Annotated in this window: 23 protein-coding genes; 10 read left to right on the forward strand and 13 right to left on the reverse strand. The window is 43.6% G+C overall.

From position 1 onward, the window contains the following. Window positions 1-87: 87 nt before the first annotated feature. Window positions 88-2337, forward strand: coding sequence for an alginate lyase family protein (locus tag GCHA_RS02955; protein WP_007984880.1), 2250 nt, complete (start codon window positions 88-90; stop codon window positions 2335-2337). Between the two features lie 100 nt (window positions 2338-2437). Here GCHA_RS02955 and GCHA_RS02960 read toward each other — a convergent pair whose 3' ends face one another. Next, window positions 2438-3412 (reverse strand): cation diffusion facilitator family transporter, encoded by a 975-nt coding sequence (locus GCHA_RS02960; protein ID WP_007984882.1) that lies wholly within the window; start codon window positions 3410-3412, stop codon window positions 2438-2440. Window positions 3413-3630: 218 nt separating this feature from the next. Here GCHA_RS02960 and GCHA_RS02965 point away from each other — a divergent pair, with 218 nt between their 5' ends. Both GCHA_RS02965 and GCHA_RS02970 read left to right on the forward strand, forming a co-directional pair. Continuing rightward, entirely contained in the window at window positions 3631-4041 is a 411-nt protein-coding gene (locus GCHA_RS02965) for a hypothetical protein (protein ID WP_007984883.1), read from the forward strand. Window positions 4042-4298: 257 nt separating this feature from the next. Next, complete coding sequence (locus tag GCHA_RS02970) at window positions 4299-5312, forward strand: GGDEF domain-containing protein (RefSeq protein ID WP_318248916.1); 1014 nt, start codon at window positions 4299-4301, stop codon at window positions 5310-5312. Window positions 5313-5365: 53 nt separating this feature from the next. Here GCHA_RS02970 and GCHA_RS02975 read toward each other — a convergent pair whose 3' ends face one another. The 6 genes from GCHA_RS02975 to GCHA_RS03000 all read right to left on the reverse strand — a co-directional run bounded on the left by GCHA_RS02975 (window position 5366) and on the right by GCHA_RS03000 (window position 12978). After that, window positions 5366-6751, reverse strand: coding sequence for an NAD(P)(+) transhydrogenase (Re/Si-specific) subunit beta (locus GCHA_RS02975; RefSeq protein WP_007984887.1), 1386 nt, complete (start codon window positions 6749-6751; stop codon window positions 5366-5368). A gap of 12 nt (window positions 6752-6763) precedes the next feature. Further along, entirely contained in the window at window positions 6764-7045 is a 282-nt protein-coding gene (locus tag GCHA_RS02980; protein WP_007984889.1) for an NAD(P) transhydrogenase subunit alpha part 2, read from the reverse strand. Further along, entirely contained in the window at window positions 7045-8214 is a 1170-nt protein-coding gene (locus tag GCHA_RS02985; RefSeq protein WP_007984891.1) for an NAD(P) transhydrogenase subunit alpha, read from the reverse strand. The genes GCHA_RS02980 and GCHA_RS02985 overlap by 1 nt, the downstream gene beginning before the upstream one ends. Window positions 8215-8368: 154 nt before the next feature. Next, window positions 8369-9295 (reverse strand): sugar kinase, encoded by a 927-nt coding sequence (locus tag GCHA_RS02990; protein ID WP_007984893.1) that lies wholly within the window; start codon window positions 9293-9295, stop codon window positions 8369-8371. A 65-nt stretch (window positions 9296-9360) separates the two neighbouring features. Next, complete coding sequence (locus GCHA_RS02995; protein ID WP_039992011.1) at window positions 9361-10656, reverse strand: MFS transporter; 1296 nt, start codon at window positions 10654-10656, stop codon at window positions 9361-9363. Between the two features lie 57 nt (window positions 10657-10713). Continuing rightward, window positions 10714-12978: a polysaccharide lyase 6 family protein gene (locus tag GCHA_RS03000; protein WP_007984897.1), complete on the reverse strand. Its 2265-nt coding sequence runs from the start codon at window positions 12976-12978 to the stop codon at window positions 10714-10716. A 521-nt stretch (window positions 12979-13499) separates the two neighbouring features. Here GCHA_RS03000 and GCHA_RS03005 point away from each other — a divergent pair. After that, on the forward strand, window positions 13500-14237 hold the full coding sequence (locus GCHA_RS03005) for a FadR/GntR family transcriptional regulator (protein WP_007984899.1): 738 nt from the start codon (window positions 13500-13502) through the stop codon (window positions 14235-14237). Between the two features lie 160 nt (window positions 14238-14397). Here the strand turns inward: GCHA_RS03005 and GCHA_RS03010 are convergent, their stop codons facing one another. The 3 genes from GCHA_RS03010 to GCHA_RS03020 form a co-directional block, all read right to left on the reverse strand. Beyond that, window positions 14398-15144: an SDR family NAD(P)-dependent oxidoreductase gene (locus GCHA_RS03010; protein ID WP_007984901.1), complete on the reverse strand. Its 747-nt coding sequence runs from the start codon at window positions 15142-15144 to the stop codon at window positions 14398-14400. A gap of 359 nt (window positions 15145-15503) precedes the next feature. Beyond that, window positions 15504-16691 (reverse strand): FAD-dependent monooxygenase, encoded by a 1188-nt coding sequence (locus GCHA_RS03015; protein WP_007984903.1) that lies wholly within the window; start codon window positions 16689-16691, stop codon window positions 15504-15506. A 79-nt stretch (window positions 16692-16770) separates the two neighbouring features. After that, window positions 16771-17760 carry a zinc transporter ZntB gene (locus tag GCHA_RS03020; protein ID WP_007984905.1) on the reverse strand — a complete coding sequence of 330 codons (990 nt, stop codon included), beginning with the start codon at window positions 17758-17760 and terminating at the stop codon, window positions 16771-16773. 271 nt (window positions 17761-18031) lie between these two features. Here GCHA_RS03020 and rimK point away from each other — a divergent pair, with 271 nt between their 5' ends. From rimK to GCHA_RS03035, 3 genes are all read left to right on the forward strand, one after another. Continuing rightward, window positions 18032-18937, forward strand: coding sequence for a 30S ribosomal protein S6--L-glutamate ligase (gene rimK, locus GCHA_RS03025; RefSeq protein WP_007984907.1), 906 nt, complete (start codon window positions 18032-18034; stop codon window positions 18935-18937). Window positions 18938-19004: 67 nt separating this feature from the next. Further along, the gene (locus tag GCHA_RS03030) at window positions 19005-19454 is read left to right on the forward strand and encodes an ATP-dependent zinc protease family protein (RefSeq protein ID WP_007984909.1); all 450 of its coding nucleotides are present in this window, start codon (window positions 19005-19007) and stop codon (window positions 19452-19454) included. A gap of 254 nt (window positions 19455-19708) precedes the next feature. Next, window positions 19709-20251: an acyloxyacyl hydrolase gene (locus tag GCHA_RS03035; protein ID WP_007984911.1), complete on the forward strand. Its 543-nt coding sequence runs from the start codon at window positions 19709-19711 to the stop codon at window positions 20249-20251. A 22-nt stretch (window positions 20252-20273) separates the two neighbouring features. On the opposite strand, the gene GCHA_RS03040 is transcribed toward GCHA_RS03035, so the two are convergent. Next, window positions 20274-21185 (reverse strand): diguanylate cyclase, encoded by a 912-nt coding sequence (locus tag GCHA_RS03040; protein WP_007984913.1) that lies wholly within the window; start codon window positions 21183-21185, stop codon window positions 20274-20276. Window positions 21186-21673: 488 nt separating this feature from the next. On the opposite strand from GCHA_RS03040, the gene GCHA_RS03045 reads away from it, so the two are divergent. Beyond that, window positions 21674-22270 (forward strand): TetR/AcrR family transcriptional regulator, encoded by a 597-nt coding sequence (locus GCHA_RS03045; RefSeq protein ID WP_007984915.1) that lies wholly within the window; start codon window positions 21674-21676, stop codon window positions 22268-22270. 321 nt (window positions 22271-22591) lie between these two features. Next, a complete protein-coding gene (locus GCHA_RS03050) occupies window positions 22592-23419 on the forward strand; it encodes a mechanosensitive ion channel family protein (protein WP_008302030.1) in 828 nt (275 codons plus the stop codon). 62 nt (window positions 23420-23481) lie between these two features. Here GCHA_RS03050 and GCHA_RS03055 read toward each other — a convergent pair whose 3' ends face one another. Next, entirely contained in the window at window positions 23482-24627 is a 1146-nt protein-coding gene (locus GCHA_RS03055) for an iron-containing alcohol dehydrogenase (protein ID WP_007984919.1), read from the reverse strand. 187 nt (window positions 24628-24814) lie between these two features. On the opposite strand from GCHA_RS03055, the gene GCHA_RS03060 reads away from it, so the two are divergent. Continuing rightward, window positions 24815-25705, forward strand: a complete 891-nt coding sequence (locus GCHA_RS03060) for an AraC family transcriptional regulator (RefSeq protein ID WP_007984921.1) — start codon at window positions 24815-24817, stop codon at window positions 25703-25705. A gap of 18 nt (window positions 25706-25723) precedes the next feature. Here GCHA_RS03060 and GCHA_RS03065 read toward each other — a convergent pair whose 3' ends face one another. After that, on the reverse strand, window positions 25724-26407 hold the full coding sequence (locus tag GCHA_RS03065; RefSeq protein WP_052017977.1) for a TVP38/TMEM64 family protein: 684 nt from the start codon (window positions 26405-26407) through the stop codon (window positions 25724-25726). Window positions 26408-26485 lie beyond the last annotated feature (78 nt).

The raw sequence follows: 26485 nt of genomic DNA on the forward strand, positions 1-26485 counted from the left end.
CTTCCAAGCACGACACTGCTCGGACAGGCATCCGCTGAATTAAACTATGACTCCCCTAAAACATGCGCTTAACCGGAGACAATAGCGATGAAAAAAATGAAAATCACTGCCTTGCTGTTAGTGGCAGCTGCACTCAATACGCCCTTGGCTGTGCAGTCTCAGGAGCATCCGAACCTGATTATGACCAAAGCCGGTGTAGAGAAAATTAGAAATAATCTAGGACAAGTTCCTTTATTCGATGCGTCTGTGCAAAATATAAAAGATGAAGTGGATGCTGAAATAGCGTTAGGCATAGACACCCCAATCCCAAAAGACTTTTCCGGTGGGTACACCCATCAAAGACACAAACTTAATTTTCTCACCGCACAAAAAGCTGGTGCACTTTATCAAATACTCCAAGACGACAAATACGCAAAATATATTCGCGACATGCTTTTTCAATACGAAGCTATGTATAAAGACTTACCTGTGCATCCACAAGAGCGTTCCTACGCTCGCGGCAAACTGTTTTGGCAGTGCTTAAATGACAGTAACTGGCTGGTGTATATGGCGCAGGCCTATGATGCCATTTACGATACTTTAACGGTTAAAGAACGTGACAAGTTAGAAAACAACCTATTTCGCCCTTTCGCTGATTTTATCTCAATTGAAAACCCTCAGTTTTACAACCGAGTTCATAATCACAGTACTTGGGGTAACGCCGCTGTAGGAATGATTGCGCTAGTCATGGACGACAAAGAGTTACTCGATAGAGCCTTATACGGTATTGAAGATGATGGACTGGAACTAGGTGGTCGTGATAACGACGGTGGTTTTATCAAAGTTGCGGGTCAAAAAGCTGGCTTTTTAGCGAACTTGGACGACCCGTTCTCGCCAGATGGCTATTATACCGAAGGCCCTTATTACCAGCGTTATGCCATGTATCCATTTCTAATTTTTGGTTTGGCGATGAAACATGTTAAACCCGAAATGGAGGTGTTTTCACATAAAGACAATGTACTGCTTAAAGGTGTCGACGCACTGCTTAACTTAACCGATGCTGATGGTGAGTTTTTCCCTTTAAATGACGGCCAAAAAGGCATGTCATACTACACTCCTGCGTTAGTCACTGCGGTCGATATTGCCTATCAATACGGTGATCAAAACCCACAGTTGCTGAGTATTGCTGAGAAGCAAAACCAAGTACTTCTTGATCAATCCGGATTAGCTGTTGCCATTGGTCTGCGAGACGGCAAGGCGAAACCTTTCGTTAAAAACTCTATCAATTTGCGCGACGGTCAAGCAGGTGACCAAGGTGGCGTGGGCGTTCTGCGTTATGGCAATGAAGACTTAACCTTAGTATTCAAATATGCCGCACAGGGGTTAAGTCACGGGCACTACGACAAACTTTCATTCTCTTTGTACGAAAAAGGCGATGAAGTATTGCAGGATTACGGCCTTGCTCGCTTCGTAAATATCGGCCAAAAAGGTGGTGGTAACTATCTAAAAGAGAACAAAACTTGGGCTAAAACCACCATTGCACATAATACTTTGTCGATAAATGAACAAATGCACTTCTCTGGGAAATATGAGATTGCCAGTGAGCATCACTCAGATTTGTACTTTTATGATGACGCTAATAAAAATGTGCAGGTGGTTAGCGCAATTGAGAGCAACGCTTATCCTGATACTCAGATGCACAGAACAATGGCCGTGATAAAAAGTGACGGTTTTGAAAAGCCATTTCTACTGGATATTATGAAGGTTAAGTCAGAGCGGAAAAATCAGTATGATTTACCATTTTACTATATGGGCCAAGTGCTGAGTGATAGCTTCGAGTACGAATCTCCTGCCGTCCTTAAACCATTAGGAGACGACAATGGTTATCAACATCTTTATTTAGAAGGTAAAGGTAAACCCACCCAGAGCAATACGCAGTTTTCTTGGCTAGGCAATGGCAAATACTATACGTTAACGTCAGCGACTGAAACGGCAGATGAGCTGCTGCTCACCCGTTTAGGGGCCAATGATCCTGATTTCAACTTGCGTAGAGACGCAGCTTTAATGATCCGCCGAAAAGACACGGCCAGTACCACTTTTGCTTCTGTTATCGAGCCCCATGGTAGTTACAGCCCAGTGTCGGAGTTATCGGTTAACTCTGATAGCAGCATCGCCCAATTGACCGTAATTCACGATGACGACAAATATACAGCTGTTTCTATTGATAACGTTAAAGGGCAGAAAAGTATCTTTATTTTATCGAATACAGATGCCGCGCAAAATACCAAGCATAAGCTGAAAATGAACGGTAAGGTTTACCGCTGGACCGGCCCCTACCTGTATGCCGATGCGTTATAAGGCCACGAAAGCCAACACCTAATACGTGAATAAAAAAGGCTGCTTGACAGTATGCGTCAATCAGCCTTTTTTGTTAATTTCCTGCGTAATAACAAGCGGGTTAATCATCGCGGCATGCTTCATCAGGAAACTCAAACTCGATGGTTGTATGCGCCAAGGCATATTCGCTAAGGCACTCAGCGACTTCACATTTTATCTTCACCAAGTGGTCAGGCTGCAACACTTTCTTAAGGACTAAATGTGCGGTTAATACATGCTGTTCGCCATCTAACGACCAAAAATGCAGGTGGTGTATCGCCCCCACATACTCAATATTGATGAGCTTTTGCCTGATATCATCATGCAGGGCTTCATCTGGCACACCTTGTAAGAAAAGGGTTAACGTGGTTTGTATATTGCGCACTACGTTGTACAAAATAAATAAGGTAAACCCTATGGATAGCAATGGGTCTAAAATAGGCATATTAACGAACATTAGCACCACTGACACAATCAATACCGCTACCCACCCCAGTACATCTTCAATTAAATGCCAATTCAAAACGCGCTCATTAAGGCTCTTACCCGCACTGAGTTTATACGCTGCAACCCCATTAACCGCCACGCCCATCAAAGCAAGTAAAAACATACCCTCGGTATGCGGCATTTCTGGCGCAAATAAGCGCGGTACACTGATTATCAGCACCCACACAGAGCCACAGACAAGCACAATACCGTTGAGCATGGCCGCTAACAGCGATAAGCGTTTAAAGCCGTAGGTAAATCGTTCTGTGGCTTTTTTATTGCCGGCGCGATTGAGCAACCAAGCGGTTCCTATGGATAAACTATCTCCTAAATCATGAACCGCATCAGCCATAATGGCCGTGCTATTTGTTAGCCAACCTCCAATAAACTCAATGATAGTGAAGGTTACATTAAGCAAAAAAGCCCACCCAATCCGCGATGATGAGGGGTCGATATGATGGTGGTGGCCATGATGTGAGTGACCATGGCTATGTTCGCGCTGACTCTTCACCGAAGAGGGGGTAACATTGGCTTGGTTATCACTTTGTGTGCTTTCACTTTTTAGGCTCATGATGCTGTCTGTTATCTCAATACTGCATGTATAATTATGTCTAACATATAGTAAAATACCTTTGATTGCTTGCAACGCCACTCTTTGAATTTTTTCATATTCGAATTTTCTTAGGCAGACTTACAAGGTAGTGTTGATGCAACAAGTCACATAGCAATTGAACTTGAATCAGCAGGAATTGTCTCTGCTTTAACCTTACATCCCAAAAAAGCGACTTAATGAAAATAACGTCTTTCCTAACACTCATCCCAGCACTGTTAACCGGTTGTGCCAGTTTAATGCCACTAGAAGACGGTTTAACCCCGTTTAAAGGTGAACCTATTAATCACCTTTTCAGCGTTATTGGTTTTCCAGACGATATTGAATTGATTGATAACGAAATTACATATCGCTATCAAATTACTAAAAATCATACTGATTTAGTAACAGAAACGGAACGAGCCACTGGGCTTGAGGGACAAGACCCTCTTATAGCAAAGACCATGATGCAACCTACTCAGGTCAATGTTGAGTGTGAGTTAACGGTGTTCACAGACACCCACAAAACAATTAAACGCTGGCGTTACAAAGAAGCATACAAAGGTTGCACGCCCTACAGAGAAAAATTGGCTGCCAATATAAAACAGTGATCTTCACAGCTCGCCCTGCCCCATTCACCAATGATGGCGCAACGAACCCTCTGCTGAAAACATACGGATGTACTCACCAATCTTTAAGCAAGGCATCCGTGACTTTAGCGCTTAAATTTAGAACCTGAATTTGGCACTTTGAAATCAAACTGATTATCCTCGCAAATTGTATCTGGTGAGCTAATCTTACATCGTCAAAGTAAATTCTAGTGGGTTAAAAACGCAGTGAATAGTGGCTGGATACTTGAAGTATGGGTATGACAGGAAAGGATACGACTGAAATATTGCGCAGACGTATCTTACGTGGTCTGACGCTGATCATCGCCTTTGCAGCAGCCCTTGTCACGCTGGCAAATGTGCTTAAAGGTTACTGGCTGCTGGCAACACTAGACCTAATGTTATGTCTATTTTGCACTGTTATTGCTTGGCACCATCATAAGGGCCATTATCAGCAATGGCACAGTTACGCTGTCATGTTTTTGTATATTCTCGCAAATAGTGTCGTCAGCATGTTTGGAGGCTTATTATCCGGGTTACCATTTTGGTTACTCACATTTCCTATTCTGCTATACCTACTATTTGGAAAGCGCGTGGGCTTAGTTGGCAGCGCTGCCTTACTGCTTATCGAAGTCAATATTTTGTACTTCAATACACAAATTGAAAACACAGATGCTGTTATATCGATACTAATTAATTTCGTCTTGGCTTACATCGTTATCTGGGTTATTTCACATAGTTACGAAATGAGCCGCAAAAGTAATGAAAAGAAGCTTGTCAATTTAGCCCTCAGAGACGCGCTCACCCAAACTTATAATCGCCTAGCCTTGCAGGAACACTTTAGCCAATACCTAGATAAAGACGATATAAGCGTAGCGCTGCTTGATATCGACGACTTTAAGCAAATTAACGACAGATTTGGCCACGATGTCGGCGACTGTGTTTTATTGCAACTAAGCAAACTCGTCCGTAAAACTGTTGGTGATGATCAGGTATACCGTATAGGCGGAGAAGAGTTCGTCGTGTTATTCAAAGACTGCACCATGGATAGTCTTGTAAGCATCATTGAAAGCTTGGGTCACACCATACAGCACACACAATTTGGTAACGACACCCTCACTATCAATATCACGATTAGTATCGGGGTATCAGAAGTACAAGACGGCACGCCTCTCTCCCAGCACTTAAAACAGGCTGATGAACGGCTGTATTGTGCCAAACGAAAAGGTAAGAATCAGGCAGTGTTTATCTCAACAGCTCCCTCTGTGAAATAAAAAAGCCCCTTTAAACAGGGGCTTTCAGCAAAGAATAAACTTCCGCGATGTGCTTAGTCGTTAAACTGCTTAACGATATTACCTAGGGTTTCTTTTGCATCACCAAAGATCATTCGCGTGTTCGGTTTAAAGAACAGTGGGTTATCGATACCCGCAAAGCCTGACGCCATACCACGCTTAAGTACAAACACGTTTTTAGCTAAATCAGCGTTAATTACTGGCATGCCGTAAATTGGGCTGCCTTTCATTTCACGGGCCGCAGGGTTAACCACGTCGTTAGCGCCAATAACCATAGCCACATCAAAGTTTTCGATACGCTTATTGATATCATCCATTTCAAATAAATGCTCGTACGAAACATCTGCCTCAGCCAACAATACATTCATGTGGCCTGGCATACGCCCCGCTACAGGATGAATCGCGTAAGCCACTTCGCAGCCGTTATCTTCAAGTTGCAGTTGTAACTCCTTCATTACGTGCTGTGCTTGAGCAACCGCCATACCGTAACCAGGGATAACCACTACAGACTGCGCTGCTTCTAACACATAAAAAGCATCATCTGCAGACAGAGGTTTCACTTCGCCTTCAATGACCATGTCAGACTTATGCACTGGCATAAACCCTGAGAACAGAACATTGCTTAACGACCGGTTCATGGCTTTACACATGATGTTAGTCAGGATGATGCCGCTCGCGCCCACCAGCGAACCGGCCACAATAAGAATATTATTCTGTAATGCGAAACCAGCAGCACAAGCCGCTAAACCTGAGTAACTGTTAAGCAACGAAATAACCACTGGCATATCAGCACCACCAATGGGTAGAACTAACATAATACCGAACAGTAAGGATAACGCTAAAGCAACATACAGCACTTGTGCTGAAGTAAGCGCAATCTCCGGCTGCGCAACAAAGGCGTACCCTGTGGCGATGATAGCTAACACAATAATCACATTAACGATGGCTTGCCCACTAAAGGTCACAGCACGCCCAGTGATGCGCTCACTTAGTTTGGCCCATGCAACGATACTTCCCGAGAAAGTCACACCACCAATCAATAGTGCAAGGAAGGTTACCACCAAGATAAACGCTGTTAACCCAGCACCACTTTGTATAGTAGCCCAAGCAACGAAAACACTGGCTAAACCCCCTACGCCGTTAAGCAGAGAAACCATTTCAGGCATATCTGTCATTGCGACCAAGCGAGCAGCGAAAAAGCCGACAACGGCCCCCGCCAACATAGCGATGGCAATCCACTGGAAGTTAACAATGTTGTTATCTAGCAGGGTGACAACAATCGCTAGTAGCATCGCCACAGCTGAGACCAAGTTGCCTTTACGTGCGCTAGAGGGATGCCCCAGTAACTTTAAGCCAAAAATAAATAAAGCCGCGGAAATTACGTAGGTGAAATTAATCACTAAATCTATATTTGATGTCATATCTCGTCCCGCCTACTTCTTTTTCTTGAACATGGCTAACATTCTGTCGGTTACCAAATAGCCACCCACAACGTTAATCGTCGCTAGAAACACGGCAAATGCACCTAAGTACATAGCATATTCACCCAGCGTCTCATCACCCGCTAAGGCCAATGCACCGACCACTGTTATCCCAGAAATTGCGTTCGCCCCTGACATTAACGGTGTATGCAAAGTAGCAGGCACTTTTTGAATTAATTCGAAGCCGACAAAAATCGACAACAATAAAATAAACAGCAAGTATATGGCTTCCATCACGCTACCCCGTCGTTTGTAGTTTGTTTTTGTGCGGCATAAAAATCGCTAATCATCTTGTTAACGACCTTTCCTTGATAGGTAATAATACAACCTGATTGCACCTCATCTTCGATATCCAAAGCGAAGCGGTTATCGTCTTTTGACCAAAATTCGCTAATCAAATTGTATAAGTTGCTGGCATACATCTGGGTAGCGTGTTTTGCCACCCCGTTTGCCCATGCACCTGTACCGATCACATTCACGCCATGAATAGTAACTGTTTCTCCCGATACACTGCCTTCAACGTTACCACCTGTTTCTGCCGCCATATCGACAATAACGCTGCCAGGACGCATTGACGCTATTGTATCTTGCTTGATAAGCACGGGCGGTTTACGACCAAATAGCTGAGCGGTTGTAATTACAATATCTGAATCCGCAATACATTTGGCTTGTTCACGCTGCTGTATTTGCATTTGTTCTGGTGTCAGTGCTTGAGCATAACCTTGGCCTGTTTCACCTGTTTCGCCCAAATCAATGTCTAAAAACTTCGCACCTAAAGAACGTACTTGCTCAGCAACCACGGTACGTGTATCAAACGCGGTAACACTCGCGCCTAAGCGCTTAGCAGTAGCGATGGCTTGTAAACCAGCCACCCCAGCACCAATGATAAATACTTTCGCTGGCTTCAATGTACCCGCGGGCGTCATCATCATAGGGAGTACATTGGCCAGCGTATTCACAGCCTGCATTACCATGACATATCCGGCCAAACTTGCCTGAGAACTAAGGGCATCCATTTTCTGGCAACGGCTGATTCTAGGGATCATCTCCATGCTGATGCTGGTCAAGCCTTTACTACAAAGCGTGTCGACAAAATTAGGCTCATTAAATGGGTCAAGGTAACTAACCACTAAAGCATCTTGTTTGACATGAGCAACATCGTCTTCACTTAATTTATGCAAACTTAAAACGATATCGCCTTGGGCAAGAAGCTCGTCACGCGTTGATGAAACGCTGGCTCCCGCCTCGATGTATTCTTCGTCCGTTACATGAATGTGCTGACCCAAGCCAGATTCAATCAGTACATCTGCACCCAATAATTTGTATGCCTTTACGTTAACGGGTAAAAGCGAACAACGCTTTTCGCCCGCTTTCATTTCAGCCGGAAATGCAATAGTAGGCATAGGCCCCTCCAAAGTTTTGTTACAATTTGACTCACAACAGTGCACAAACTATGCACTGCTAGAGTGCAAGTTAATAATTCAGTTTAGTTATATAGAATATGTAAAAATCGTTATAAAAACGTAGACTTACATTAATTGCAGTGATGAATGTCAACTATGGTTGATTAAGTCGCTCAATAAAATCTGACTCAGGGGTGATCGCCCCAGGATACTGAATCACAATAGCCGCTGCTTTTGAGGCTAGACTCACAGCGTGCTCTATCTCTTTTCCGGCCAACCTTGCTCCTAGGTAAACACCGTTGAATGAGTCCCCTGCGGAGGTGGTATCTACCACATTTTTCACCGACGCTATGGGCAAGTGAATAAGGTTACTGCCTAGCTGGCAATAGACGCTGTTAGCACCATTTTTTATGACTAATTCATGAATATCATAAGGTTGGCAAAATTCTAGGATCTCGCTGAGCTGTGTTAGGTCATAAAGTTGCGCGAAATCATCGATACCTGGAAGTAAGATGTCAGTGAGCTGGTAAGCATAGTGAAATTGCTGTTGAGCTTCTTCTGGTGACGCCCATAAACGAGGGCGATAGTTAGGATCAAACGCCAGTTTCACCCCACTTTCTTTCAAGCGCTTGAGCATAGCCCAAAACGCGGGGCGGTCATCTGAGTGAATAACAGCCAATGAAATGCCTGAGAAGAACACTAGGTCACTGTCGAGCATGGTTTCTATCATGTCGTTGTCGATATAACGCATGATTTGCCTAGCGGCAGAGTTTTCACGCCAATAAAGGAAGGAGCGTTCTCCATGCTCGTCGGTTTGAACTAAGTAAACCCCAGGGTTTTGCTCACTTTTACGCGTTAGGTACTGATTATTTAATGAGGCCTGCTCGCAATGCTTGAACAATTTATCACTCACTACGTCACTACCAAGAGCGCTCATAAAGCTCACATCTTGCTCAGGAAAGGCGCGCTTTTGATAAACAGCAGTATTGTAGGCATCACCAGCAAATGATTGATGCATTACCCCATTTTTTCCTTCGCGCAATTCCAACATGCACTCACCAATCAACACTACTTTTTGCATAAAACACCCTGGATATAAGAGATTAATAAAGCACTCGATGCTTTAACTAATATAAATTGAATAACTTATTTTTTACTTTTTAGCGGCTCTATTTTAGGGCAAAGGAATAAGATACTTAGCATTACAATAGTGGCCAGAGCAGCGCCAAGAATGAATACATTATGGTAGTTTGCACCAGCAGTCAGAATTGGAACTATCGCTGTTAAACCTGCTGCTGAAAACTTAGCTGCCATACCCGAGAAACCAGCTAACGAGCCAACGCTACCTTTACCTAACATATCGCTTGGTAATGTCTGGATGCTACCAATTGAAGTTTGGAAACCAAATAATATAGCGGCCATAATAAGAACCGCAGAGTTGGCACTACCTGGGTTAGCTAGCATCAATAATGCTGGCAGCATTATAAGACACCCAAGCACGATTACGGTTTTACGTGTTTTATTCACACTCCAACCGGCTTTAATTCTGTTTTGAGATAGTAAACCGCCAAACCAAGCCCCGAACATAGCGCCTACATAAGGAACCCACCCTATGATTGCTAAGCCTTTAACATCCATATTATAAACTTCTACTAAGTAGGTCGGTATCCAAACAATAAACAACCACCAAATTGGGTCAATTGCGGCAGTCGCAATAATTACGCCCCAGCTTTCTTTTCGACCTAACATTTCACCATAGCTTGGTACATATTCATCTACTTCGCCGGTCTCGTTACTAACAGATTTTTGGCCTGACAAGATATAGTCCCGCTCCTCGTCAGTTATCCAAGGATGCTTTATAGGTGGTGCTTTGACTAGTACTAACCATGGAATTAACCATAAAAGTCCGATTAAACCTATGAGTACAAAAATAACCTTCCAACTGAAGAATAATGCTAAGTAAGCAATTAATGGAACAGAAATAATACCGCCGATTGCTGCCCCCGAGTTGAAAATACCTTGTGCTAGCGCACGCTCTTTACTTGGAAACCATTCGGCATTAGCTTTTGCAGCTCCAGGCCAATTTCCAGCTTCCGCTATACCGAGAATTGAACGGAAAAAACTAAACGTTAAAACTCCTTGAGCAAAAGCATGTAATGCAGTGGCCAAAGACCAGACCCCAATAGACAAAACAAACCCTAATCGGGTACCAATCCAGTCAAATATTTTACCGAAAACGGCCTGACCTATTGCATAAGAGAATAAAAATACTACGCTTACTGTCCCTAAAACCTGTTTAAGTTCATCGGCGTTTTTCTCTGGATAAATTTCACTACCCATATAAGGCCATAGAACACTAAGTGCTTGACGGTCAATGTAATTAATCACTGTTGCCAATGCGATTAAAGCAATAACCCACCAACGTAAATTTTTCATTTTCATATTTTTATACTCTTGTTTGTCTAACGTCATTATTAGACCAAAAAACGCATTTAGTGATTAAAGGACTGTATTGCCGCTTATTGTTGTCGTTGCCCCACTAAGTGGAAATAAATCTCTAACAACAGGTTCCGGCGTTCCCTCAAACACATTACCGGTCACCCAAGTTTTAGGCTCACCTACGGTGAGTTCAAAAATGATAGGCGCTGAATTGTTAAATTCATTCGTCGTCATTTTATTCACCTGAGTGCCATGTAAAATTAAACTCGCAGCGCTTTTATTCCGTTTACCTTTGCCAACCTCGTTGAAGATATTGTTGTTCATTACAACATGAGGCCCAAAAGTGCTTTCATCTGTACCGCCTCGGTATACTTTAGCGATCGCACCTTGAAGATCGCTAACGTTCGAGTTTTCAATCGTCAGGTATTCCACGTTATAAATCCCCAAGTCGTCAGTTTCTTTATTCAAGCGAAACAAGTCACCCGTTATGTGTTTAAACTGGCTGTCTTGCACCTCAATATAGTCGGCAAAACTGCGATTGCCTGCATCGAAAAAGTGGTAAGAGTGATTAATATCTAAGTTCTCAAACGTGCTGTTTTTAATCGCTAATCGATAATTGCGCTGCATCGGCAAACGCGTGGTACGAATGAGTGTGTTGCCTGCAGCATCAGGTGCATTGGTGGCATCAACGTAGACCCCATCTAAAGTCAAATTGCCTTTGTTGTTAATTTCAATCAAGGTAGAGCGCTGAGGGAAAATCACAGCCGAGCCTTTTTCTTGCGCGCGGATAGTTAAGGTTTTATCTAAGCTCAGAATTTTTGAAACCCAGTATTCACCTGCTTGTAATACCAAAACATCGCCCGTTTCAGCTGAAGCAATAGCGTCAAACAAGGTGTTGTCGCCGGGCGATACAGCGATATGCTTACCTGAGCCAAAGGCCACATCAGGCTCAACTTTCGGGTACCAGCTAACGCCGACTTCATCCTTACCAATAGGCTCGAGCTGTGTGCTGACACCGTACTTTTGCTGTGTCTTAGCTTCGGGGTATAACAAACCATTGTCATGACGCTGCATTGTAATATCCGCTTGCTCGAAGCCTTTGTTGATGCTCGGCTTAGCGTCTTGATTTAGTAAGTTGTCCTTAAATTTTATTCCGCTGATATCATCAAAAGCGGTTATTCCATCTGTGCCCTGGTCATTCACGATCAAGTTGTTGTTCATGTTAGAGTTAATCGGCGCAGCAGAGCGCTCTTTATCACTGCCAGCTGCAAACTGTATATGCTCTACATTCACCAAGGTATTGTTTTCAATTAGTGCATTATCTACTTGATGATAACGGTTAATTTTTGAGTTAGGCACGCCGTTCATTACGGTTAGCCCACTGCCAAAACGATAACCGGTCAAACCTTCTAGGTAGTTATTACGAATAATTTGATCTCGATTAATCACTCGAATCCCGCCGGTGTGATCAACGCCATTGCCGAAGAAGACATTATTTTCAACGATATTGCCGTTGCCGTGTCTTAGGGTGAGGGTGCCGCGTGATTCAAAGAACACATTATTGCGGATACTGTTTTTGCCGGATTTATTAGAAATAATCTCTACTTCGCCGTTACAACGGTCAAAGTAGTTATTCTCGACCAAGGTAAAAGAGTCTGTGAGAGAATGATGACTGGTGCCTATACGCAGTGTCTCGCCACCATTGGAGCCTAAAATGGGTCTCGGTCCAAAATAATTGTGATCGATTCGATGATGATTCTGCTGGCTAGATTCTGTTGTCAAGCGCACAGCCATCGTCACGCCTTTGTTACGCTTACCAACCAAGTGATTATGATCAAAACGATTGTGCCGTCCATACACCATGACCCAACTGTCTTGCTCAAATTTTTCTGGGTTACTGAAATTATCAATCACCACTTGCGTCACTCGACTGTGACTTGCCAGCACATCTTTATTCCGACGAAATGCAATCACTTCCCCTGTGGGGGTGTAACCATCTTTAAACACCAAACCGCTAACGATGAGATGTTCACCCGCTAAGCGCAGATTCGATTGTCCCGTAAGAAAGACTTTACCCGGTGTTTGACCGCGCAGGGTAATTGGTTTGTTCTCGTTTCCTTTTGCCTCGAACAAAACTTCGAAATCGCGCCACGTACCATTAGCTAAGATGATGTCGTCGCCCGGTTTTGCTTTTTTTAGCGCCTGGTCGTAGGCTTCTGGTGTCTTAACAAGCAAGTCAGCTGCATACGCATTGCCATAAGCAAGAAGCGCAAGTGATAAATAGACCGGACGAGCCAAAGAAGATAATTGAAAATTCGCGCGCATAAGTAAGTGCCTAATCTCGTTTTTGAAACGACGGACAATCATTCGCAAAAGAAATTGACTGTAAGCCGTTTACTGCAATGCAGTTAAATAATAAGTGCGCTTTACACGTGCGGGTATAAAGCACCCTTTGAAAATGACAACAGGTCAAAAAGAATCGCCAAAATACACATAGGTGTAGGGTACAAAGGGTTTGCGTAAATTGGCGATGTAACCTGTTCTTAAACTGTTCACGACTTTTTATTATCTAATCCAAACATAATTTATCGCTGTTTGGCTGGGTTTTCCGTGAACCGTCTATCCAATGTAACCAATAGTCGAATTAAATGTCAAACTAATATTAACCAATTTAACAAATATGTTATTACCAATAAAATAATCATTGGTAATAATCTCAGTTAATTATATGCTACATACTTGTTAAAATATGCTATACCTATTTCTAAAGCACTTGCATAATCTGCATTTGTGGTAGAATGCCTGCAAGTAGTAGATCGTTATGCAATATAAAGTGGGAAGTTAAAATGAAGAGTCGTCGATTATTCTGGAATATAGTCGAAAAAATTGAGCAACTTATTGAATCTGGGCTGTACCAGCCCGGTAGTCGCTTACCTCCAGAACGCGAACTAGCTGAAACGTTCGACGTGAGCCGCCCCACTATTCGCGAAGCGATTATTGCTCTGGAAGTAAGAGAGAGAGTGGAAGTAAAAACAGGCTCAGGCGTATACGTATTAGAAAATAAAAATGCACCTAAGCAATTACATAGCATTAGTGCATTTGAACTGACTCAAGCGCGCGCGTTAGTAGAAGGCGAAGCTGCTGCACTTGCTGCAACGACTATCACTGACGAGGAGTTACGTGATTTAAAAAGTACCCTTGATGCGATGGAGCAAGAAGAGAATCCCGAACACGCTGATCGTGACTTCCATATGATTATTTCTCGCGCAACACGTAATAACGCGATATTGCTAGCCGTGGAAAACCTATGGCAAGTTCGAGATACCAATATTGAAGTCAAAACTGCTTATAAAGGCGTTTGTAGTCAAAGTAGCTCTAAGCGTTTACATGAGCATACTGTTATATACCAAGCGTTGAAGAAGCGTGATACTCAGGCTGCTCGCGCTGCGATGCATCAACACTTTAATCGCTTGATTAACGCTCTGTTCGAAGCAAAAGAAGCACAAGCCTTAGAGGAGGTTCGCCGTCAAACGATCGAAACTCGAGGTTTATATTCGTTATCTCATGTCATTCGTGAGGTCTAATACCCTTTAGGCGCTGAAGTACCTACTTCTTGTACCACTGCACTGTATTAAGTGCCCCCCCTCAGAATGCGGATTGGGATTGGGATTGGTATTACATAAATTACACCCAATAAAAAAGCCAACATCAGTTGGCTTTTTTTTCACATAAGCAAACGTATGCTTATGAGAATAACATACCGCCGTTGATATCAACGTTAGTACCTGTCATGTACGACGCTTCATCAGACGCTAAGAACGCCACTAATTTAGCCACTTCTTCTGAACTACCTTCGCGTTGAAGTGCAGTAGAACCAGCTACTTTTTCACGAACCGCATCAGGGGTAAATGTATCGTGAAAACCAGTGCTGATCATGCCTGGGCATACACCGTTAACGCGAATATCAGGACCAAGTTCTTTAGCAAGCCCGCGAGCAAAGGTCATAACTGCACCTTTTGAAGTGGCATAAATCGCCGCTCCACCGCCACCGCCATCACGACCGGCTTGAGATGCAAGCGTCACAATGCTGCTGCCTTTTGGCATATGTGGTATACATGCGTGAGTCATCATGAATAACGATGTTAGGTTTAAATCCATTACTTTATGGAAATGGCTTAAACTCATATCTGCTACTTTCACACGCTCAACTAAACCGCCAGATACATGTACTAAACAATCGACCTTACCAAACTGCTCTACCGTACTTTGCACACATGCATCTACATCTTGTTGTTGTGTTAAGTCAGCCTTCACTGCAACTGCACGTACACCAAGTTTTTGGATTTCTTCAACTGCACTTTGTGCGGTAGCTTCACTGGCAAGATAAGTAATCACTACATCTGCGCCACGGCCGGCCAATTCTAATGCACAAGCGCGACCAATATCACGTCCACCGCCTGCCACTATGGCTACTTTGCCTTTCATTGTCATAATCTTCTCCACTGGATATTCAAATTAGCATACAAATAAACTTTCAATCAGTTTCCCCAAGGAGCACCGCACAGCCCGTCGAAGTATAATACCAATCCAAGTCTACCTGCCTAAATTAACTAAACAACGCACCCATTGTCAACCAATTATTTACATTTGGCTTTACCAATTGATATTTTGCGGTATTTTGTTAAAAAACATTAACACAATGACATTTATCATTAGTGTCAACGCGCTTTTCTTCACAATGATATTGTTCACGATTGATGATGGCTGGTAAAGATAAAAATTTATAAGAAGCCAAGCTTGTTTACATAATGTATTTAACCAATTCACCTGACCTTTTCAAACAACGGCAATTACACTCTGTAACCATACACATATGACATAGGTAAAGCTGAAATGTCTGAAGATAGGGTGTTAGCAGCCTTCAAAGCCAGCAATTTGGCATGGGAGCTAGCGCCTTGCATATGATATAGGCTGGCGTTTTTAGCGGCCATTCTTTGTACTTTGGTCACTCTTGCATAACGTCTTGATTGGTAAGCTGATAATCCACTATTAATCTTTTCATGAGCAGACAACGCCTGTGCTAAGCATGCGCTATCTTCAATGGCCATTGCCGCCCCTTGGGCAACAAAGGGCAGCATAGGGTGGCAAGCATCGCCGAGCAAGGCAACGTGCCCATCAACCCAAGTATCTAATGGCCGGCTTGCGAATAATCCCCATAAAAAACACTCTTCAACCTTGCTCAGTAGTTGCGTCACATCTGAGTGCCAGTTAACAAACGCGGCACACAGTGTTTTGACATCTCCCGGAACGCTCCAGCGTGTATCTGTCCATTGTTTTTGTTCTTGGACTGCGATGACATTAATTTCTTTGCCTCCTCGAACATAGTAACTGACCAGGTGAGCACCTGGCCCTATCCATAAATTAGCCTCGGGCTTGACCAAGTTACGGGGCACCTTTCGCGCATCTATCGTGCCGCGCCATGCTACTTGCCCTGTAAACTCCACACTAGCGAGTGGCAACATCTGCTTTTTCACTGCAGAACGAATTCCATCAGCTCCAATCAAAGCATCGGCTAACATTTCACGGCCATCATCTAGATAAACTTGAACCTGATTAACGCCTTGTATCGCTAGGTTTTGGTAACGCTTCACCCGGGCATTGACACTAATGTGGACCCCCCTTGATAAAGCTGCGTGGTGTAAAACTCGATGTAAGTCAGCACGATGAATGTGCACATAAGGGGCGCCAAATTTTTTCTCGATAGCATCGCCCAATGGCATACGTAAATATTCTTTTGCTGTTTGAAAATGGCGCATCGTAGCGTTGGTGGGTAAAAAACCATGTGATAAAACATCACCGCTTACACCAAGCATTTGCAAAACGTGCATCGCGTTAGGGCTTAACTGAATACCCGCTCCCACTTCCGCCAATGCATCACTTTGCTCAAGTACATGCACCTCAAAACCGTGTAAATTCAGTGCCAGCGCAGCGCTGAGTCCACCAATTCCACCACCAGCAATAATTATCTTTCTCGACATCGGCCTTATTTACTCTTCGACACGTTCAGTTCACTTATCTGTTAAGCGCTAAATACGGAGACTTAAAGTATTTCATGCTCTAAAACCACCTTTTCCACAGCATAAACCCACCTAACAATACGGCTACCCCTAACATAGCGAGAGTTAATAGATTAAACGCTTCGGGGTTGTCTATACCGGGTAGACCACCAACATTCATCCCAAACACTCCAGTAAGAAACGAAAGTGGTAAGAAAATAGCGGTCACTAGGGAAAGTACATACATCACCATGCCTTGACGGTCAGCAATACGGTTGCGAACTTCGTCTTGTAACACAATGGCCCGCTCTCTCGCCAGATCGAGGTCTTCTACGTAGCGTATCGTTCTGTCTATTTGTTCTCTGAGAGTAAATGCCTGATCTTGAGATAAATATTTATTGCTACGATAAAGTGCATCTAATGCATCGCGCTGTGGGGCAAGATAGCGGCGAATTGATGCTGCTTGCCTGCGCACGACAGACAAACGTTGACGCGCCTTAACATCCATCGCTTCAGACGTTTCAAAATCTACCAGTTCCTCGTCCAAAATATCAACCATTTCACTGATGCGATCGACCACCCGCTCAATGATTTCTAGTAGTAAGTCCCCGATACTTGCGACCTTGGTCCCCTGATCGATGTCGTTTTTTACGTCTTGCACTGAGTATAGTTTTCTATCTCTGCGCCGAGTAGAAACGATCCCCGAATCTGTAAGCCATAATCGTAGTGACACCATATCCTCAGGGTCGGCCTCTGGGTTGGTATTAATACCACGTAGATAAACAACTAACCCGCCCTCGAGTGGCAATGTTTTCGGACGCGTTTCTAGAGCGAGCAGCGAATCTGCCACCGATTTTGACAAGCCTAACTCTTCCATGGTTTGCTCAGCATCGCTTGAATCAGATTGCAGATGAATCCAGAAAAAACCAGGCGCGCCATCCTGGTTCTTTAACGCTTTTGGATCAATTGGTTTTCCAATTCCGGCAGAAAAATGGTATGCCCATAAAAAGCTATCACGTTGATTAAAGGACAGTTCTTGATGCTGCTGCATTACTGTTACTCCCGCAGAACAATTAGTGTGGCGAATATAAAGCACCTTTTTACAGATGAATACTCGTTTTTCATATGGCTAGGGTTTAAATACTCACAAAAAGGGTACACTATGGGTAATCTGTTGCTGGGTATCGTGTTACGAATAAGCACTTCGCTGCACTCAAATACATTTAGCGCCTGTAAATACATTTAGTAAATAAATCTTTATTCTACTCGACCTATCGTAGGTTAAGGCCCAGTTTTCACTCATTGATTTTTCAGAGATCCAAATGAAAATAGCTATTTTATCCCGTAACGAAAACCTATATTCCACCAGACGCCTCAAAGAAGCAGGCGAAAAATTAGGTCATGAGGTAGACATCATAGATACACTGCACTGCTATATGGATATAAGTAGCAGTCGCCCGGCCGTTCGCTTTAAAGGTAAGGCCCTGCCCTACTACGACGCGATCATTCCGCGAATCGGTGCCTCGGTGACTTTTTACGGTACCGCCGTAGTGCGTCAATTTGAAATGATGGGGACCTTTAGCGTAAATGAGTCAGTTGCTATTAGTCGTTCTCGTGACAAGTTACGCTCAATGCAGTTGTTGTCACGCAAAGGTATTGGCATGCCGCGTACAGGGTTTGCTCGCCAGCCGGATCGTATTGACGATCTGATAAAAAACGTCGGTGGCGCTCCTGTTGTCATTAAACTACTAGAAGGCACCCAAGGCATAGGTGTTGTATTAGCTGATACTCAAAAAGCTGCCGAATCAATTATCGAAGCGTTTATGGGATTAAACGCCAACATTCTGGTTCAGGAATACATCAAAGAAGCAGGCGGAGCTGATATTCGTTGCTTAGTCGTCGGTGGTAAAGTAGTGGCTGCAATGAAACGTCAGGCTGCCGCAGGCGAATTTCGCTCTAATTTGCACCGTGGTGGGCAAGCTAGTTTGGTGCGCTTATCCCCAGCTGAGCGTAAGACGGCAATTGATGCGGCCAAAACGATGGGCTTAAATATGTGTGGTGTTGATATTCTGCGCTCAAACCGTGGTCCGGTTGTGATGGAAGTCAATTCATCCCCTGGGTTAGAAGGTATTGAAGCTGCTACCGGTAAAGATGTGGCTAGTATGATAGTCGAATTTATTGTAAAAAACGCCAAGCCTAATAACACCAAGACCCGCGGCAAAGGTTAAATCCTTACGCAATAGCGGTATGCTCAAGCTAAATAGCTGATATATCGACTTTAAAAGAGAAATAACGATGAATCGATACTTAGACAAACCCATTGTTGGCACGCTTGAACTGTGTGATCTTCCCCAGCTCAGCATAAGATCATTAAATGTCAGAGTGGATACCGGCGCGACGACCTCTTCACTGCACGTAGATAATATTGAAGAGTTTGAACGCGCGGGCAAACTCTGGGTCAGTTTTGACATTCACCCTAATATTCATAATGTCGCTGAGATCGTTCGCCGTGAAGCAAAAGTGGAAGCGATAAAGCGAGTTAAAAGCTCAACCGCGACGATGGAAAAGCGCTACACCATCAAAACCGAAATTCAAATGGCGGAGTTAAATTGGGATATTCAGCTCACCTTGACTGACCGCTCTGAAATGACCTATTTGATGCTGCTTGGACGCGAAGCCTTAGCTGGCAAATTTTTGGTCGACCCCGCCCTAGAGTATGAATTAAGTGCGGGTTTGGTAAATTAATAGCACTGTAAAAACCCAGTAGCGAAGGGCGATATTTATTGTGAAAATATCGCCATTCGGTGCATAAAATTTTCATCCCAGCGACTATTTATTCTAAAAAGCACGACCATTTTCACCCTCCAATAGTGTCAGCAGATCCACGATAACAGACTGATTTACATCGTTTTTATTTATTTATATATTGTTGCGAGTTCGCTTTTGGCATTCTTTCTGCTCGAATTTAAAGTTTTAAATTCACAGCAGTAGGAGGCCTTATGGGCTATCGTTTTTATTTTTGCATGTTGATTGCATTGTCACTTTTTTCAGGTGCCGCCAATGCAAGACAACAAGGTTACGCAATTGACTTTTTAAACGGAGAAAGCAGCACGCAGGGAGTTCGTCTCGCCTACAGGCCGTATGTGAATCAAGTAGCAGAAATTCCCGTGTTGGGTAAGGTTGATATGTACTGGGAATTGAGCGTTAATTTCTGGGAATACGGAGCTCAGAACAACCATCAAACCAATTATGCCATTTCTGTATCACCGGTCATCTCCAAGCAGTTTGCGACCTTGTGGGATAAATATCCGGTGAAATGGGAGGCTGGTATTGGGGTTAGTCTAGTAAAAGACAGAGAGTTTGCTGGGAAAAACATTGGCTCCCATTATCAATTCGAAGACAGATTGGGGGTAAAAGTTGAATTTGGTGAGAATAATGACTCATCATTAGCCTTACGTTATATGCACTATTCAAACGGTGGCTTAGGCAGTAATAACCCTGGCATGAACTTCTTAAATATCGCCTACGCGAAAACCTTCTAAGTCGGCGCTTGTCTATTAAACTCTACTCAAAAACAAACTTATTTCTTCCCGTAGCCTTGGCTTGGTATAAATGCTTATCTGCTCTTTCGATCAGCTTTCCCTGTTCAGGCGCTTTCCCATCACTCACTGCAATGCCGATACTACCCGAGACTCTGCCTAACGGTGAGCCTTCGTGATTTATTTCTAAAGCTTCGACCTGTGCTTGTACTTTTTGTGCCACTAAAATCACACCTTCAATATCAGTATCAGGTAGTACAATGGCGAACTCCTCGCCGCCAAAGCGAGCGACAAAATCACCAGGGCGTACCACGGAGGCTGACAAGGCTTTTGCCACAAGCCTTAAACAATCATCGCCTGCTAAATGTCCGTAAAGGTCGTTAAACGATTTAAAAAAGTCGATATCAAACATCATCAACCCCAATGGCAAACCTGAGCGCTGTTTTAGTTTATTTTGACGTGCTAAATACTCATTAAAATAACGCCTATTGCTTACCTGCGTTAAACCGTCTTGGTAGGCCATCTTGCGCAATTCATCTGTCACTTGCTTTAAGGCTAAATGAGACTTTATACGGTGTTTTAAGGTATTTGTGTTGACCGGTTTAACTAAAAAATCAACGCCCCCAGCATCCCAGCATTGATCTTCAGCATCCGAGTCTAGGTGAGCCGTTATAAACATAACCGGAATATCTCGTGTTTCGCTGAATTCTTTTAAAGCGCGACACGCAGCCAAACCATCTACCCCCGGCATATCCATGTCCATCAAGACAAGATCTGGTGGCGTACGTAAGCAAAACTCAATCGTTTCTTTACCCGATGTAACTGCAAAAATGTCGTATATTTCGGTCAACGTATTAGACAAAATATGAATATTTATCGCTTCATCATCAACAATTAATATTTTTGCTTTGTTGAGGTTGGTGAGCGCTTGACCCAAATCGGGTATGGCCTGGGATATAACGGGTTCTCCTCGTTCATCTTGTTTTGTTTTAATTCAGCACTCATTGTAGTTGCTAAACGAACAACACGCTTTAAGGCAATAAGCCACACACTATATACTAAAGTTTGATTGACATTAAGTGATGAAAATACTGACGAGTAATATATTAGTATTACAGTGATATGTTTCAACAGAATGAAAATAAACGGTTTTTTTCGCTAGGTGTTGATAGAAAGTTAGCGGTTCTAAATAGGTTAAATGGCATATGGGCGTGTCATTTCACACCAGCTACGACTGCTCTATTTGGCCGTTGATTACGCCTACCTCATGTTCAATTGATGCTACTGGAACCGAATTGACTTCATTTTCAGTGCGCTGTAAAATAATTTATGAACGTTCGTTCAACAACTATACACTTCTGTTGGCCTAGCAATATAGTATTATCGCTAAATAAGAAGTTCGTTAAGATTAATATAGAGGCGACCATGGCGAATATTTCAAAATTCGATCGGGAAGAAGTGCTCGAGAAAGCTAAAAACTTGTTTTGGGAAAAAGGCTATTTAGGCACATCAACTCGGGAATTACAAAGCGCCATTGATATGCGCCCTGGTAGTATTTACGCTGCCTTTGGTAGTAAATCAGACTTATTCATCACCGTATTGAAGCATTATGCTGATGCGCTGGCTAAGCAAATGCAAACTCATGTTTTTAATAAAGCAGATGTGCTCGGCGCCTTCAAAGCGCAAATACATGATCTGGTATTAAGCCCTAACCAGAGGCGACCGAGTGAAATCTGTATGTTGGCCAAAACGTTGTCAGAGTTAGACGAAAGCCACAGTGACATATTAACGTTAGCCCGCTCTTTACTTGAAGACGTTGAGAGCATGTTTGCTGAAGTCTTTAATCAAGCAAAATTACAACACACAGTGCCAGCACAATTAGATGGGCTTGAAGCCGCAAAAGTGTTGCAAGTTAATATCATCGGCTGGCGCTCCTATTTAAAAGCCACAGGAGATAGTGACGCAGTGGAGCGTCAAATAGAGATGTTATTCTCCCAGTTCACTGAACAGCAGGCACATTGAATTAACGACTTGGTGTTGATGACCGAGTCCTACTAAAGTAATAATCCCCTAAACTTTAAAATAGTAGCCCCCTATGCAGCGCTTGAAGTGCTCCTTCTATTTTATTATGGCTGTTGCGGTGAACGTCTATCACCGCATATTTCCTTTTGATTGAATAAACTATTGTCTAATAGCGATTCTGCCCTCTGCTCTCATAATATTTTTGTTAACTGAATAGATAAACACGTCAGTTAAGTTGGCTAGTGTTTTTGTATGCCAACACATGCCCTCAGCGGATACATAATGTTGTTCGCTAAATTTAGCGCTAAAAAAGGACGTTCCATGGACTCATTCGAAAAACAGTTACACACTTTTTACGACAAAGCGATCACGCTTGGCACCGAATACGGCGGACAACTAATACTGGCCATCGTTGTTTTAGTGGTTGGCTTGTGGGTAATAGGGAAAGTAAGTAATGCGGTTAGACACCACGCAGTCAAAGGCTTACCAGATGAAACACTGGCACAATTCCTCACCAATATATTTGAAATCATACTCAAAGTACTGCTGGTCATTAGCGTTGCTTCTATGGTGGGAATTGAAACAACCTCGTTTGTGGCGATTTTGGGGGCAGCTGGGCTAGCGGTCGGTTTTGCATTACAGGGCAGCTTATCTAACTTTGCCGGCGGCGTCATGATACTAATATTCCGCCCCTTCAAAGTAGCGGATTATGTTGGCGCTCAAGATGTAGAGGGCGTTATTTTAGATATAGGTATTTTTGTCACGACCTTTGAAACGTTTGATAAACGCATCATCATTGTGCCGAACGGCCCACTGGCCAATGGTAATATAACCAACTACACCGCAAGCAGTATCAGAGCGGTGGAAGTATCTATCGGCATCGCGTATTCAGACGATATTGCTAAAGGAAAAGCAGCAATGGAGCAGGCGATTCAAAACGACTCGCGCGTGCTCAAGGAAGAAGGAAACGTTGTTGCGGTGGTTGATTTAGGTTCGAGCTCAGTGGACTTTTTAGTGCGCGCGTTTGTTAAAACAGATGATTATTGGTCATTGTTTTTTGATATACGCCCCATGCTTAAATCTGCGGTAGAAGAAGCTGGCTTGACTATTCCGTTCCCACAACGCGATGTGCATATCATTCCTGATTAAGTAAGAAACCGCCGCTGCCCCAGATACTGGTGCAGCGGCGAAACGACCTCCGTGGGTATAGACTAAGCGACAGCTTGCTCTAGAATTTCACGGCTTTTTGTTAACGTAATCGCTTGATTCTCACCCAAAACTTTCATGCCATGTGCTTCGAGCTGTGCCACTACTGTGTCCACAGCCTTGGCTTTATCACCATCATGCTCAGTTAATTGGGTTGCCACATCTAAGCTATGATAAAAGGCTTCGATCGCCGCAATAGTGCGTTCAGCTAGGTCATCCGATTCAGCTAAGCCAAACACGTTTTTCCCCATTTTCTCTAGTTTTGCTTTTTTAACGTCAAGTTGATTGCGCAACAAGGAAGGCTGCACGATGGCTAATGAACGTGCGTGATCTACGCCATATAAGGCCGTCAATTCGTGACCAATCATATGAGTCGCCCAATCTTGAGCCACACCTGCACCAATCAATCCGTTTAGTGCTTGGTTTGCAGACCACATTAGGTTGGCGCGCCACGCATCATCTTGGTTGGCAAAGTTATCACCCAGGGTTTTCAATGCCTTAAGCAATGCTTCTGCATAACCATCTTGAACCAACGCCCCAGCATCAAAGGTCAAATATTGTTCACATGTATGTACCCAAGCATCCACTAGGCCGTTCACTAATTGACGCTGTGGTAAGGTTTTCATTACATCTGGGTCCATTATTGCAAACTTAGGTTGTACTGCTGGTGCCATAAAGGCCAGCTTTTCCTGCGTGGCAGCTTTACTAACAACCGAACCAGCATTTGACTCTGAGCCGGTCGCGGGCAATGTCAACACCGCGCCCAGCGGTAAAGCCGTTTGCACTTTATGCTTACCCTGGGGAATATCCCACCCTTCACCTTCATATGTGGCAGCAGCAGCGATATATTTAACGCCATCAATCACTGAACCTCCGCCCACACCTAGAATAAAGTCTACCGACTGTTCTTTTGCTACCGCCACTGCTTTATCGAGCACTTCGATGGTCGGGTTAGCTCCCACACCTGAAAACTCAATCCAATTGTGGTCAGCTAGTGCTGTCACCACTTGGTCATACACACCATTTTTCTTAATTGACCCACCACCATATACCACCAGCACCGTTTGGTCCGCTGGGATCAGCGCACTAAGAGAGGCAATTTGGCCTTGTCCGAATTGAATTTTTGTTGGGTTTACATAGCTAAATTTCATATTTTTCTCCTAGTCGGTTCACAAACACTGAACTAAATAGATTTGTCGGTGTTTGGAACAATTCATCACATCATTGAGATGTATAATAGTGGCTAGAATTCCACATTAAAAGCATCATATGCGCCAAAAGCTTGCCTAAAACTATCAATCAAGGTAAGTTGCTCTAAATTAAGATTGAGAGCACACCATGACTAACTTAGCGACTGCGCTACAAAAATTTGCCGAAAATACTAACTTGCTTGAACTTGAAGGGAACATTAAGACATCAGTGCCCGGAGTACGCTTTTTTCGTACAAGTAAGAGCAGTCCGCGCCAACCTCTCGTTTATCAGTCTGGTATTATTATCGTCGCCCAAGGCCACAAAATCATTCACTTTCCAGAACGGCAAATTCAATACGGCGCTGGGGATTATCTCGTACTAGGAATGCCAATGCCCCTAGAATGTGAGGCGTTTTCAGATCATGGGCTACCCATAATGGGCTTATCAATTGATGTGAACCCAGCGTTACTACACAAATTAGTTAGCCAAATGCAGCTGCACCACAAGTATACTCAAAGCGACGTATGTCAGGATAAAAGCTGCATACAATCAGCCAAATTAGGTGCTGCGCTTGAGCTAACGTTACAGCGACTAACATCTGCTCTGGCAGATCCAATCGAAGCTGAAATTTTTGGCCAAGACATAATCAAAGAACTTATTTATCGCGTGCTAAGCGGCCCACAAGGCCACATATTATTTGGCTTAGCGCAACACGACGGACACTATGCAAGAGTGGCTAGAGCCTTAAACACCATGCACGCAAATTATGCTAGCCCCATCACGGTCGAAGCATTAGCCGAAGATGTAAATATGAGCGTATCCGCTTTTCACAGGGCATTTAGGCAAGTCACTTTTGAGTCACCATTGCAATATTTAAAAAAAGTCCGCCTGGTTAAAGCAAGAGATTTAATTGCTACTAGTGGAAGCCGCGCCAATGAGGCTGCGTTTAAAGTAGGCTATACCAGCGCGTCGCAGTTTAGTCGTGAGTTTAAACGCCACTTCAACCAGTCTCCCAGCGAAATGTCAGCACAACACTGATCTATGAATAGAACTATCTTAAAGAGTAGACAAATCAGCAGTTTTCGATGGCTTGCAGGGGGATGACTCTTCCAGAGCGTGCTTATACTTTTTATATAAAAGAATGCTTAATCCCACACAAATACCCAGCATTACCACACTTAAAGCGACTTTCCAGATAGACATTACCACTATGCCTTTGCCCATTAAGGCAAACAACGCCATCTGCGGGATGTACCCGATTCCTGAACCCAATATAAAATGTCGCGCTTTTACGTTTGTCACGCCCGCCATTAAATTGGTAAGAAAGTTACTTCCTAAAGGAAGCAAGCGAATAATGATGGTTTTAGTAACAGGACTGTCTTCAACAAAACGGTTAATACTGTGAATACGCGACGCATAGCGACGCCTCACAACAGGTTTAAGCAAAAATCTAGCAACGAAAAAGCTTACCATACAACCACATATGGCTCCGCTGACAGACAATAGCGCGCCTTGTAAAAAGCCGAAGGCATAACCGCCTAGAAATGCCATAACTTGACGCGGGCAACCTATGGCCATCGCACCTGTGCTAAATAACAAAAAATATCCCACCCCTAATACGCCATTTTGGCGGATACGAGTGTCTATCCAATGCTCATCGAATGAATCAAATACAGGCAAGGAACTGATTAAGCCGCCGATGACGGCACACACCAATAAGAATATCAGGCTCTTTAGCACTATTTTCGACCTGATGGAAACCTGAGAGGTAGATTTAAATCTAGCTATCGGCAAAACTAATCGTCCGAAAATTAATTG

Source organism: Paraglaciecola chathamensis S18K6 (genome assembly GCA_000314955.1).
Lineage (GTDB): Bacteria > Pseudomonadota > Gammaproteobacteria > Enterobacterales > Alteromonadaceae > Paraglaciecola > Paraglaciecola chathamensis.